Source organism: Mucilaginibacter sp. Mucisp86 (assembly GCF_047324315.1).
GTDB lineage: Bacteria > Bacteroidota > Bacteroidia > Sphingobacteriales > Sphingobacteriaceae > Mucilaginibacter.
The window spans coordinates 3613315-3627928 of sequence record NZ_CP168503.1; the positions used below are offsets into that span (position 1 = coordinate 3613315).

Consider the following 14614-nt stretch of genomic DNA (forward strand, 5'->3'; position numbering starts at 1 on the left):
TTCAACGGATAAGTTTTTTATTTTAGCCCCATGGCTAATATTTATTCCTCTTTAACCGAAATAAAGAGTGGGTTGCAACGTGCAGAAATTACTGTTGAAGGTCTTGTAAAAGGCTATTTGATCGAGATTGAAAAAAATGCTCATTTAAACGCTTTTAATGAAGTGTTTGCTAATGAAGCATTGATTGCCGCACAAAATGTTGATAACAAAATAAAAAATGGTACTGCCGGTAAATTAGCCGGTATGGTTATCGGAATTAAAGATAATATTTGCTATAAAGGGCACCGGGTTAGTGCCTCATCAAAAATTTTAACCGGTTTCACTTCCATTTTTTCGTCAACCGTAGTTGAACGCCTGCTGGCGGAAGACGCGGTGATCATTGGCCGCTGCAATTGCGATGAGTTTGCTATGGGCGCCACCAATGAGTCGTCATATTTTGGCCCGGTGAAAAATCATGCTGATGAAACTAAGGTAGCGGGTGGTTCTTCGGGTGGTTCGGCTGTAGCTGTGCAGGCCGGAATGTGCCATGCCGCGCTGGGTACTGATACCGGCGGTTCGGTAAGGCAACCGGCCTCTTTTTGCGGTGTTGTAGGTTTAAAGCCAACTTACGGAACAATTTCAAGGCATGGCATTATTGCTTATGCTTCATCGTTTGACCAGGTAGGGCCCATTACCAAGTCGGTTGAAGATGCGGCATTATTGCTTGAAGTACTCGCCGGTCCGGATGATTTCGACAGCACACTGTCACAAACTCCGCCGCCTGCATCATACACTAACCTTCAAAAGCCGGGGAAAAAGAAGATAGCCTATCTTCAGGAAGCGATATCAAGTCCCGGCGTTGATAACGAAGTAAAAGATAATCTTGTACAATATATTGATAAACTGCGTGCCGATGGGCATACAGTTACCCCAATAGCTTTTGAGCTGCTGGAATATCTGGTGCCAACTTATTATATCCTGGCTATGGCCGAAGCTTCATCAAACCTGGCAAGGTATGATGGTGTGCATTATGGCTATCGCAGCCCGCTGGCTACCGATCTGCAATCAACCTATAAACGTTCCCGCTCTGAAGGGTTTGGTAAGGAAGTAAAGCGCCGTATCATGACCGGTACCTTTGTTTTAAGCGCAGGCTACTATGACGCTTACTACGCTAAAGCGCAAAAGGTACGAAGGCTGATCCAGGAAAAAACTAATGAAATACTGGAAGAGTATGATTTTATACTGGTGCCATCGGCGCCCGAACCGGCTTTTGAAATAGGTAAAGAAGAGAAAGATCCGGTAGTAATGTATCTTTCTGATATTTTTACCGTACAAGCCTCACTAACCGGTGTTCCGGCTATATCAATACCTACGGGCAATAACAGCAACGGTTTGCCGTTAGGTTTACAGTTATTAACAAAGCACTTTGGCGAGCAGCAACTGTTAGATTTTGCCAAATATTTTCTCGATCTGTAATAAAAATGATATTTTAGTAAATATGCTGATGCTTTGGGCATTATAAATTAATCAAATCCCTTAATAAATGAAGAGATTATTTACGCTGACCATTTGCCTCTTATCACTCCAACTTTTACAAGCCGAAACAACTACAGTAAGCTCGGCAAAATCATTCAAGCAAATAAACCGGGTAACCAAATTTAACCCCGATGCTGTTAATGCCGACACTACTATTCTGCCGGTACTTAATCAGTCGTTGCCGTTAAGTACGTACGGCGGTTTATACAAACGCAGGTTAGATTCTATCCGTAAAGATATCCAGCTTGATTATAATGAGTATGTGCAGGCTTACATTGACCTGTATATGCACAATCGTGATGAAATGGGCCAGGTTGCAGGTTTAACCAAATATTACTTTCCTATTTACGAAAAAGCTTTCCGCGAAGCGGGCATCCCTGAAGAAATAAAATTCCTGTCGATAGTTGAATCAAAGCTTGATCCTAATGCGGTTTCGAGAGTAGGGGCAACTGGTTTGTGGCAGTTTATGGGTACCACTGCTAAAACCTACGGTTTAAATATGGATAACTATATTGATGAGCGCCGTGATCCTATCCAGTCGAGCTATGCTGCTGCCGCCTATTTAAAAGATGCCTATCAGGAATTTGGCGACTGGCTGCTGGCCATTGCTTCATACAATTGCGGTAAAAGCAATGTGGAGCGTGCGGTTGAAAAAGCCGGTGGTGTAACTGATTTCTGGAGCATCCGCCAATACCTGCCTGTTGAAACCCGCGGTTACGTACCCGCTTTCATCGCAATGAATTACGTGATGCATTATTTTAATAAGCATAACATCGTTGCGCAGGCCTGTAATTTTTCTACCCGTACCGATACAGTGATGGTAAAAAGGGTAGTACCGCTAAGCAATGTTGCCCAGGCGCTTGATGTGAGTTTGAGGGAGATCACCATTCTTAATCCATCGTACAGGATGGCGGTGGTTAACGGCAGCCCTAAAACACCACGCAGGCTTATTATTCCACAAACAGCGAAAGATAATTATGCTGCATTGTATAATGTATTGAATGGTGGTGATGCCCCTGTATCGCCCGTTGCAGCAAGGCCCGCTACATACGCTGCTGTCCAATATTCTCCGGCTAAGTCTGAGCGCAGAATGCCCACCCATCATAAAGTGAAAAGAGGAGAAACACTTGCTTCTATAGCTGATATGTTCGGTTGTGAGGTATCTGATCTAAAAGTTTGGAACCATCTTAAAACTAACCGCGCGCCGGTAGGGGCCATGTTAAAAGTATCGGCCGGTGAAGTTGCTGCCAATGTGCAGGATGATGGGCCTTATTCAAAGAATTAAGTTTTTTTAGTCGGAAAGTCTGATGTCCGTAAGTCCGAAAGTTGAAATTCTTCTTTCGGATTTTTGTTTTAATAGGACGATAAAAATCATTTTGCCGCCATTGGGCTCCGGCCGGATGGCAGCTTTTGGGGGTTAATACTATTTTTCGTTTATGTAACTGATTGTCAGTATAATATGTGTAAATAGCCCCAATTTCTGTTAACCCTGTTAACCCCCCCCGCCGCCATTCGCTTCCCGGCGAGTAGTAATTTTTGTCCCATCAGGGTCTCTCGCAGATTTAAGTTAACTCGCAAAATTACTTGTCGCTTAACGGTAAGACGTCGTGTTATGCCCCTCTGGGGCAAAGAGCATTTCTATACTTTTTATGCTACAAACCTTTTGCACCTCTGGTGCACCTGTCCTTAAGCACATCTCTATTACATGTTTATTAACCAATAAAAATCCCCCAGAGGGGGAATAGGTTTGTAGAAATAACGTCCCACCCCTTATCCGAACCCCAGAGGGGTTCAACTCGCGCTGATTAATCAATCGGCAATAATCATTTTGTGGGTTAACTTAAACTCGCAGAGGACCCTGATGTATACGGTATGTAATTTCAAAAGCCAAAAAAGCTTCGTAGATTTATTTCAACCAATCACGCGTCAACATGGAAAAGCCAAAGGAAAATATCGATGAATATATTGCCGGTTTCCCGGAAGATGTTCAAAAGAAACTGCAAACCGTGCGTGCTACTATAAAAGCTGCCGCGCCGGATGCGGAAGAAGCTATCAAATACGCTATCCCAACGTTTATACTTAATGGTAACCTGGTGCACTTTGGCGGCTTTAAAAGTCACATCGGGTTTTATCCTGCCCCGCAGGGTTTGGAAGAATTTAAAGAAGAACTATCCGGTTATAAAGGAGCAAAAGGCTCGGTTCAGTTCCCGCTGGATGAACCACTGCCACTCGATCTGATCACCAAAATTGTAAAGTTCAGGGTACAGAAGAATATGGAAAAGGCAAAGAAGAAAAAATAGAACATTGCCAAATCCATTCTTTTAAATCGATCTTATCAAAACATTAACCATATTTTATCCTCTTTTTAACATAATCGTAAAAAGGGGCTTTTTTATGTTTGTTCCATAAAAAGAATTGTAATTTTGGGCGCTTCAATTTGAAAAAAATGAATAAAACTAACCGAAAACAGGACGCGCTAAACTACCACTCGCAAGGCCGTCCCGGGAAGATACAAGTTGTACCTACCAAACCAACAAATTCGCAGCGCGACTTAACCATGGCTTACTCCCCAGGTGTGGCCGAACCATGTTTAAAGATTGCTGATAATACCGAAGATGTTTATAAATATACCGCCAAAGGCAACCTGGTGGCTGTGATCAGCAATGGCACTGCCGTACTTGGCTTAGGTAATATTGGCCCCGAGGCCAGCAAGCCGGTTATGGAAGGCAAGGGCCTGCTGTTTAAGATCTATGCTGATATTGACGTGTTTGACCTTGAGCTGAACGCCAAAAGTGTAGATGACTTTGTGAACATTGTAAAAGCACTTGAGCCAACTTTCGGTGGTGTAAATCTGGAAGATATATCGGCCCCAACCTGCTTTGAAATTGAGCGCAGGTTAAAGGCCGAAATGAATATCCCCGTAATGCATGACGACCAGCATGGTACCGCCATCATATCCGGCGCAGCTTTAATGAATGCCTGCGAAATTCAGGGGAAAAAGCTGGATAAGATAAAAATGGTGGTTAACGGTGCCGGTGCTGCAGCTGTATCCTGCTCAAAAATGTACCTGTCATTAGGGGTTAAAAAAGAAAACCTGGTGATGTTTGATATTAACGGGGTGTTAAACCAGGAGCGTACCGATCTTGACGATATCAGGATGGAGTTTGCTACCAACCGCACAGATGTTAAAAACCTCGCTGATGCCATGAAGGATGCCGATGTGTTTGTTGGTCTTTCGGCAGGTAACGTGGTAACGCCCGATATGCTGAAAACCATGGCTAAAAAGCCTATTGTTTTTGCTATGGCTAACCCGGTGCCCGAAATTGATTATGATCTTGCAGCTGGTACACGCGATGATATCATTATGGCAACCGGCCGTTCCGACTTTCCTAACCAGGTAAACAACGTGCTTGGTTTCCCTTACATTTTCCGAGGGGCGCTTGACGTAAGGGCCACCGCTATTAATGAGGAAATGAAGATTGCCGCAACGCATGCTATTGCCGAAATGGCAAAAAAACCGGTTCCGGAAGCAGTTAACCTGGCCTATAACCTTACCAACCTCAAATTTGGTAAAGATTATATCATCCCGAAGCCAATGGACCAAAGGCTCATCACCGAGGTATCAATGGCGGTGGCAAAGGCGGCCATTGCATCGGGCGTGGCCCGCAAGGTGATCACCGATTGGGATGCTTATGCCGAGGAACTGAGATCGCGCCTGGGTACTAATGATAAATTGCTGCGCAACCTTACCGCCAAAGCCAAACAGAACCCTAAGCGGGTTGTATTTGCTGAGGCCGATAATTATAAGATTTTAAGGTCGGCACAGATAGTGAAAGAGGAAGGTATTGCTACCCCTATTTTGCTGGGTAATATCGACAGGATCAAAAAGATCATCCGTGATAATGATCTGGATCTGGGCGATGTACACATCATTGACCCGCGTGAGGGATGTGAGTATATAGATGAATATGCCGAGTACCTGTACAACAAACGTCAGCGCAGGGGGATTACCTTATTCGAGGCAAAAAAAATGCTTATCGACAGAAATTACTACGGCGCCTGCATGGTACAGTTTGGCCGGGCCGATGCCCTGATCTCGGGCTTAACCAAAAACTATGTGACTACGGTAAAACCCGCACTACAGATCATCGGTACCGAAGAAGGTGTGAACCGCGTTGCCGGTATGTATATGATGATCACGGCCAAAGGGCCTGTGTTTTTTGGTGATACCACAGTGAATGTTAACCCATGTGTTAATGACCTGGTGGATATTACGGTACTGATAGAACGCTCGGTAAAGCAGTTTAATGTTAGCCCAAGGATTGCAGTATTATCTTACTCCAACTTTGGATCGAACGAAGGCGAAGTGCCCGAAAAAACAAGGGAGACCGTAGCCATACTCCATGAGAAATATCCTGACATGGTGGTTGACGGTGATATGCAGGCCAACTTTGCACTGAACGCTGATCTGCTTGCCGATAACTTTCCGTTCTCGACCCTTAACGGAAAACCTGCCAATACGCTGATCTTCCCTAACCTGGAGTCGGGCAATATTGCCTATAAACTTTTGCAGGAAATAGGCGGCGCAGAAGCTGTTGGGCCGATATTGGTTGGGTTAAAGAAACCGGTACACGTGCTGCAATTAGGCAGTTCGGTACGCGAAATTGTGAATATGGTTACTATTGCCGTGGTTGATGCCCAGGCGAAAGCTGCCGCTAATAGTTAAAGCCCCACCCAAACCCTCCCCGGAAGGGAGGTTTTTTTTAAAAAGATCGCAATTAAAGACTCCCCAACAGCAGGAGATTTACAGGGGCTAATATATTTTATAATAAAGACGCTGGTATTTAAATACTTAGCGTCTTTGTTTTTTTAAGTGAGTATATTGCAGCTTTTTGTTTGTCATTATGTGAGCATAATGACGCCGGAATTTTATCTTTGGATAATCACTGTAAGGGCTGTTTTGCCATTAACATCATTGTTTAATAAACTTAATAAAGTAATAATATATGTATGATTATATTAGTGGTAAGCTAATGTTCAAAAGCCCGTCGTATGTGGTGATAGATGCTGGAGGAGTGGGGTATCATATTAATATTTCGGTAAATACCTATTCGGGCATCGGCGACGACGAAAAATGTAAACTCTTTGCGTGGTTGCACGTAAAAGAGGATGCGCATACGCTTTATGGCTTTGCTACAGAGGGTGAGCGCAGATTGTTCTTACATCTGATCTCTATTTCGGGTATCGGGCCAAATACGGCAAGGATGATGTTATCATCCATAAGCCCTGCCGAGATCCAGGCGGCTATTGTAAATGGCAATGTTTCATTAATCCAGCGGATAAAGGGGATCGGCCCTAAGTCTGCCCAGCGTATCATTTTGGAGCTGCAGGATAAGTTGCGTAAGGAAGGTCCTGATGCTTTAACTGTTGTGCCTGTAAGCCAAACTGTTAAGGACGAAGCCCTTTCGGCATTGGTGATGCTGGGTTTTGCACGTAACGCCGCCGAGAAGGTATTAGATCAGGAGATAAAGAAAAATAATGGTGAATTAACGGTTGAAGAGCTTATTAAGTTCGCGTTAAAAACTCTATAATTACGGATAAATATCTACTAACTTTTGACCAAAGTATTTACTTATAAGACACTTATAAGTGTGTTGTTCATTGTGATATTCGGGGGGCTGGGTAATGTGTATGCACAACAAAAACCCTCGCCTGCGGCTAAAAATGATACAACCAAATCAAATGCACCAATAAACCTAACCGCGCCACGAAGCCAGCGGATGAGGGAAGGTATTTTCAATGCCGACCCGGCGGGCCTGGTGCGTACTATTGAATATGACCCGGCTACAAACCGGTATATTTTATACGAAAGGGTAGGTAATTTACTTTACCGCCCGCCGCAATACCTCACTTTCGAGCAGTATTTAAAACTTAAAGAGAGATCAACCCAACGGGGGTATTTTCAGCAGCTGGCAGATAATTATGCCTATGATTCGCAGCAGCCGGGCTTTATTCCGCCTATAAAGGTGAGGAGCCATACGTTTGAGCAAATCTTTGGCAGCTCGGTTATCGATATCCGCCCGCAGGGATCGGCAGAAATGATCATGGCCGGGCAGGTAAATAAAAACCAAAATCCGCTTTTTAATACCCGGCAGCGCAGTCAGTTCAACTTTAATTTTGATCAGCGCATCCAGTTGAACGTAACCGGTAATATAGGCGATAAATTAAAGATCACCACTAACTATAATACCGATGCGCAGTTCCAGTTTGAAAACCAGATCAAGTTGGATTATACAGGGTCGAAGGATGAGATCATCCAAAAAATAGAAGCGGGTACAGTGAGTATGCCGCTTAATACTACGTTGATCACCGGCAGCCAGGCGCTTTTTGGTGTTAAAACCAAACTGAAATTCGGGCGGCTGGATGTTACCAGTATCTTTTCGCAGCAGCGCTCACAGTCAAAAACGATAACCATCACCAATGGTTCGCAGCAGGGTGAGTTTCGTTTAACACCTGCTGATTATGAGGCCAACAAGCACTTCTTCCTGTCGCAGTATTTCAGGAATAATTATAACAGGGCACTGGCCAATATCCCCATTATCAGCTCAAACGTTAACATTACCAAAATTGAGGTTTGGACAACTAACCGTACCAACGTAACTACCGATTCGCGGGATATCTTGGCGTTTATCGACCTTGGTGAAAATAATCCTTATAATAAAACCAGGATTGTTGGTGGCGGCAGTGCGCTGCCGGCCGGCTTTAAAGGGCCCGGTTTTGCACAGCAATCAAACAACCTGTTAACAGTTTTGCCGCAAAACGCGAGGCTCACCAATTCCAATGATGTTGCCAGCTTTTTCCAGGGATCTGGTAGTACAGATAACTATTCAAAACTTACCTATGCCCGCAAGCTTACTGATAAAGAATATACCCTGCATCCGCAATTAGGTTATATCTCCCTAAATTATCCCTTAAATAATGATGAGGTACTGGCGGTTGCTTACCAGTATACCGTTAACGGTGTACAATACCAAGTGGGAGAGTTTAGCAGTGATGTAGCGGTTAACCCTAATACACCCAATGTGCTGTTTGTAAAATTGCTTAAAGGCGAGCTGCTGAAAACCAATCTGCCAACCTGGGATCTGATGATGAAAAACATCTATTCCCTCGGTGCATTCCAGATAGCACCTACCGATTTTAAACTGACAGTTACCCGCCTCGACGATAAAACGGGGATTGAAAAAACGGTAATGGAAGAAGGGCAAAATCTAAAAGGTAAGCTATGGCTTCAGGTAGCAGGGCTTGATAACCTCAACCAGCAAAGCGACAAAAAGCCCGATGGCTACTTTGACTTTTTGGAGGGGATTACCATCGATTCACAAAACGGGCGAATTTCGTTCCCGGTGGTGGAGCCTTTTGGCTCAGACCTGGCAGCCAAATTTACTGCGGGCGAGACTGACCTGATTAAACGATATGTTTATCAGCCATTGTATGATTCAACCAAAACCATCGCGCAGCAATATTTTCCGGCTTTAAACAGGTATGTGATTAAAGGAACCTATACCTCAACTGGAGGTTCTGAATACCAGTTAAACGCGGTTAATATTCCGCAGGGATCGGTAGTTGTAACTGCCGGTACTGTAAAACTGCAGGAGGGGAATGATTATACGGTTGATTATAATGCAGGACGAATCAGGATTCTGAACCAGGCTTTGTTGTCTTCGGGCCAGCCTATAACCGTTAAACTCGAGAACAATGAGCTGTTTGGCGTGCAGCAAAAATCGTTATACGGCACAAGGCTCGATTATCATGCCAGCGATAAACTTCAATTGGGTGCTACCTTGATGCACCTTACCGAGCAGCCTATCACACAAAATGAAATTGCCGGCGAAGAATCTATTTCAAACACCATTTGGGGCTTTGACGCCAATTATAGTTCAAACTCGAGGTTCTTAACACGATTGGTTGACAAGATTCCGGGTATTCATACCAAGGTACCATCGTCTATTAATTTTTATGGCGAGTTTGCCAAACTGATGCCTGGCAGTCCAGGTGCACTGAATTTTGCCGGCTCAAAAAACGGTACATCCTATCTTGATGATTTTGAAAACAGCCAATCGGTAATAGATATTAAAGGAGCAAACAGCTGGCAAATTTCTGGTACCCCGCAGTTGTTTGGCGAATCGGCTTTGTTTGATAACCTGAGTTATGGCTATAACCGTGCACGACTGGCATTTTACAATATCGACCCTATATTTTATACCAACACCGGTTCTATCCCGATATCAAGAAGTGAGCTTTCCAACCATTATGTAAGGCAGGTAATTGAGCAGGAAGTTTTCCCTTATAAGCAATCGGCTACCGGGCAGCCGCTTAGCCTGGCTACCCTGAACATGGCTTTTTATCCAACCATCCGCGGGCCTTACAATTATGCTACCACCGGCATTAATCCCGATGGTACCTTGCAAAATCCTAAAACACGCTGGGGCGGTATGTTCAGGAAACTGGAAACTAACGACTTTGAATCATTAAACGTATCATACATTGAGTTTTGGGTGCTCGATCCGTTTATCTACAAGCCAAACTCGGCTGGCGGCGACCTTTACTTTAACTTAGGCTCTATCTCAGAGGATATATTAAAGGACGGCCGTAAAAGTTTGGAGAACAGCTTGCCTGTTGATGGCGATATGACCAAGGTTGATGAAACCAACTGGGGCAGGGTATCCAAATTGCAGCCGGTTATCAACGCTTTTGATAATAACCCTGATGCGCGTAAACTGCAGGACGTTGGTTTGGACGGCATGAACGACCAGGATGAGCAAACCAAATTTGCGCCCGTTGTTCAGCAGATCAAAGGACAACTGAACGCGCAGGCAGCAACCGCTTATGCAGCCGACCCATCATCGGACGATTACCAATATTACCAGGGCCCGGCGCTTGACCAGGCCCGTGCCGGTATCCTTGACCGTTATAGCAAGTACAACGGCACCGATGGTAACTCTAAAACAGCTCAGCAATCACAAGCGGAGCTTGGTTTGCAAAACTCGGCCTCTACTTCCCTGCCTGATGGTGAGGATATTAACCGGGATAACAACATGAGCCAGGAAGATTCATACTTCCAGTACAAGGTATCTATGCGCCCTGCCGATATGGTTGTTGGGCAAAATTATATCAGCGATAAAGTTACCGCCCAGGTGAAATTACCCAATGGTACAACGCAGGCGGTTAACTGGTACCAGTTCCGGATCCCTATTACCGATTATCAGTCGAAGGTGGGCAATATCCAGGATTTTAAGGCCATCCGTTTTATGAGGATGTTCATGACCAACTTTGCCGATACCGCGGTGCTTCGCTTTGCTACGTTGGAGCTGGTACGTGGCGAGTGGAGAGCTTTCAATACCGAAAAAAATCCGCTGAATGTAATTGCAGATCCGGCTATCTCAAATCCGCCGATAGATAATTCGACCATTGATGTGCAGGCCGTAAATATTGAGGAAAATGGTAACCGTACACCTATACCCTATGTAGTACCACCGGGTATTAACCGTCAGCGTAATTACAATAACCTGCAAACCAATACCAAGCTTAACGAGCAATCGCTGTCGTTAAATGTGAAAAGCCTGCGTGATGGGTATTCAAGGGCTGCTTTCCGTACTTTTTACAATGATTTGCGTAAGTACAAGCGCATGCAAATGTTTATTCATGCCGAAGGTGATTATTTGAAAGATAATGACCTGAATGCTTTTATCCGTCTGGGCGTTGATTACCAGGATAACTATTATGAGTACGAATTGCCTTTAAAAATAACCCAGCCCGGTACCAGCGACCCGGCATCTATCTGGCCAGATGTTAACCAGATGGATCTTGAGCTTGATTTGCTTGTACGTGCGAAGTTGGCACGTAACCATTCCAACGTAGCATACAATCAGTTGTTTAAATACACCGAAGGGGATAAGGTGGTTTATATCAAAGGCCAGCCCGACTTAAGTAAACTGCGCACCATCATGCTTGGCGTGCGCAACCCTTATAAAGGTACAAATGCCATACCGGATGATGGGCTGGATAAATCAGGTACCGTTTGGTTTGATGAGCTGCGCCTTACCGATTTTGATCAGCGTGGCGGATGGGCCGCCACTGCGAGGATGGATGCCAAGCTTGCCGACTTTGCCGATATAACCGTATCGGGCAGTAAAACAACCATTGGTTTCGGTACCCTTGATTCGCGGTTGAACGACAGGAGTCAGAGCGATGACCAAACCTATGATGTATCGGCCAATGTTGAGTTGGGTAAGTTTTTCCCGGATAAAAGCGGTATTCATATTCCCGCTTATATCAATTTATCGTCGCAAAGGAGTATGCCGCAATATGACCCCGGCGCGCCCGATGTTGAGCTAAAGGCATCGCTTGCTGCTGCTACAAGTACCAAAGAACGCGACTCTATCAGGAATGCCGCCATTGACATTACTACCCGAAAAAGCATCAATTTCACTAATGTGCATAAAGCAAGGACTAACCAAAGTGCCATAAATCATATTTGGGATATCGAAAATTTTAATGCCAGCTATGCTTACACCGAATACAATCACCATGATTTTGTGACGCAGAATGATGTAGAGAAAACATACAACCTTACACTGGCTTATAACTATACCAATCAACCCAAATACTATAGCCCTTTTGCCAAGATCATTAAAAGCAATATGCTGGCCCTGTTCCGGGACCTGAACTTTAGCCTGCTACCGTCAAGGTTAAATTTCAGTATTAATTTCGATCGTTTCTATTCCGAGAATACCCTGCGTGATAATGATCCTAATAATTATATCCCCATCCCTACAACTACATTCAACAAGTATTTCAATATAACCCGTGTTTATGGTATAGGCTGGAACCTGTCGAAATCATTGCAAATGGATATCGACGCTACCAACCTTTCGGTTGTGGATGAGCCTGCCGGTCGTATCAATGGCCTGAAGCGCGATACGCTTTGGGATAACCTGAAAAAATTGGGCCGTACTACTAATTATAACCATACCATCAATTTTAATTATACGGTACCTATCAACAAAATTCCGGGGTTGGATTGGGTATCGGCAGTGGCGCGTTACAGCACCCACTTTAACTGGCAAACACAGCCGCTGTTTGCCATCAACAGCACCAATTATGACGTGGGTAACAGCATTCAAAACTCAAGGGCTATCCAGCTTAACCCAACCTTGAACATGGTTTCGCTGTACAATAAGTTCCCTTTTATCCGCAAGGCCAATAATCCCAATAAAAAGAATAATATCCTGATTGGGCTGCTAACCAGCATTAAAAACCTGAGTGCTACCTATACCCGAACGCAGGGTACATTTTTACCTGGTTATTTGCCGCAGTCGGGTTTTTTTGGTGCCGATGGCAGCGCTCCCGGTTTAGGTTTTTTATTAGGCAGCCAAACAGATATCAGGGCTAAAGCAGTCGCCAATGGCTGGATCACCAAAGATACCCTGCAAAATCAGTTATATACCACATCGCTAAATGAGGATATGCATTTCAGAGGTATCATTGAACCTTTTAAAGATCTGCGTATCGAACTTACCGCTTTTAAAACCCAGGACCATAATTACCAGGCAAACTTTAAATACCTGGCATCAAGCAATAGTATTGAAACCTTAAGCCCGATTACTTCGGGTAACTATAGTGTGTCATTCCTGACCATTGGTACCGCCTTTGAATCGGCAAAAGGGATTAACAACGTGTCCAGTACTTTCCAGAAGTTTTTAGATGCCCGCACAGTAATATCTCAAAGATTAGGTCGTACCAATCCAAACTCAAGCGGTGTTACCGATGGGTATGCAGATGGCTACGGGCCAAATTCACAAAACGTATTGGTGCCCGCGTTTTTGGCTGCTTATGGAGGTAAAAATGCGTCGGGCAGTAACTTGTCGCAATTCCCTAAAATCCCTATTCCTAACTGGCAGGTGACGTATAACGGGCTAAGCAAGATCTCCTGGTTCCAGGATATTTTTGATTCGTTCGATCTGAGCCACGGTTACCGATCGTCGTATAACGTAAGTGGATTTACATCATTGCTGCAATACCAGGAAGCTCATGGAGCATCGTCAGCCCGTGATTTAAACAACGACTTCCTGCCGCTGTACCAGTTTTCGCAGGTTACTATTTTTGAACAGTTTGTGCCATTGCTGGGTGCAAGCATGCGTTTCAAGAACAGCATGACCGCCAATGCCGAGTTTCGACAAAGCCGTTCGTTAAGCTTAAGTATGCTTAACAGCCAGCTGGCGCAGCAAAACGAAAAGATCATCGTTTTGGGCTTTGGTTACCACACCAAAGATTTTCATTTCCCGTTTGGCTGGTTTGAAGGCCTCCAGCATAAGGATGTAAATTTCAAACTCGATTTTTCGCTTCGAGATAATAAAACACTCATTTACCGTGCAGATGTTGAATCGGCCGAGATCTCATCAGGTGCGCAGAACATTACTGTAAGGCCGTCTATTGATTATGTGATTAACCAGCGCTTTAACCTGAATTTGTTTTACGATTCCAATCTTACCAAGCCATACACTTCACAGACATTTAATACGTCGTTCACCAACTTTGGCATTAATTTGAAGTTGTTGTTGCAATAGGATTGATTTGAAAATGAGTTGATTTGAAAATTTGAAGATGAAATACTTCGTCTCATCAGAGTTCCTCTAATAGGACTACCCTTGGTTGATAGTATGTCGTACCAAGCTTAAATCTTTCCCATAATTAAATTAGTATATTTGTTCATATGGATTCATTAATTGTTTACCCTGAAAATAAGTAACAGATGGGAACTTTAGAGGCAGTTATGAAAGCGATGAAAATCTCTTTTGAACAAAAAAGTGAAGTTTACCCCAATCATGTGGTTAAAGGTGTTAAAGAATCTTTAAAGCAAGCCGATGAAGGAAAGTTAACTCCGTATACCGGATTTAGAGATGTTCTTATTAAGGTTTCCCGTTAATTCAAAACTTCAATGGGAGGCACCTACGGAGCCAAAGATGTATTTTTTTATGGCTATAAACACGTGGCCCCACTGGGGCCGGTAAATGTTTATAATATGTCGCTCAAGAGGCTC

The 14614-nt window shown here is 44.1% G+C and carries 7 protein-coding genes; all 7 read left to right on the plus strand.

The window, feature by feature from the left end:
• Positions 1–30: 30 nt before the first annotated feature.
• The 7 genes from gatA (at position 31) to ACEN9X_RS15370 (ending at position 14500) form a co-directional block, all read left to right on the plus strand.
• The gene (gene gatA, locus ACEN9X_RS15340; protein ID WP_413665974.1) at positions 31–1455 is read left to right on the plus strand and encodes an Asp-tRNA(Asn)/Glu-tRNA(Gln) amidotransferase subunit GatA; all 1425 of its coding nucleotides are present in this window, start codon (positions 31–33) and stop codon (positions 1453–1455) included.
• 67 nt (positions 1456–1522) lie between these two features.
• Complete coding sequence (locus ACEN9X_RS15345; protein WP_413665975.1) at positions 1523–2800, plus strand: transglycosylase SLT domain-containing protein; 1278 nt, start codon at positions 1523–1525, stop codon at positions 2798–2800.
• Between the two features lie 646 nt (positions 2801–3446).
• Positions 3447–3815, plus strand: coding sequence for an iron chaperone (locus ACEN9X_RS15350; RefSeq protein ID WP_413665976.1), 369 nt, complete (start codon positions 3447–3449; stop codon positions 3813–3815).
• A gap of 146 nt (positions 3816–3961) precedes the next feature.
• Positions 3962–6241 (plus strand): NADP-dependent malic enzyme, encoded by a 2280-nt coding sequence (locus tag ACEN9X_RS15355; RefSeq protein WP_413665977.1) that lies wholly within the window; start codon positions 3962–3964, stop codon positions 6239–6241.
• Positions 6242–6521: 280 nt separating this feature from the next.
• Complete coding sequence (ruvA, locus tag ACEN9X_RS15360) at positions 6522–7106, plus strand: Holliday junction branch migration protein RuvA (protein WP_413665978.1); 585 nt, start codon at positions 6522–6524, stop codon at positions 7104–7106.
• 24 nt (positions 7107–7130) lie between these two features.
• Positions 7131–14141 (plus strand): cell surface protein SprA, encoded by a 7011-nt coding sequence (gene sprA / locus ACEN9X_RS15365; RefSeq protein WP_413665979.1) that lies wholly within the window; start codon positions 7131–7133, stop codon positions 14139–14141.
• Between the two features lie 185 nt (positions 14142–14326).
• Positions 14327–14500 (plus strand): DUF2683 family protein, encoded by a 174-nt coding sequence (locus ACEN9X_RS15370; RefSeq protein ID WP_413665980.1) that lies wholly within the window; start codon positions 14327–14329, stop codon positions 14498–14500.
• The last annotated feature ends 114 nt before the right edge of the window (positions 14501–14614 follow it).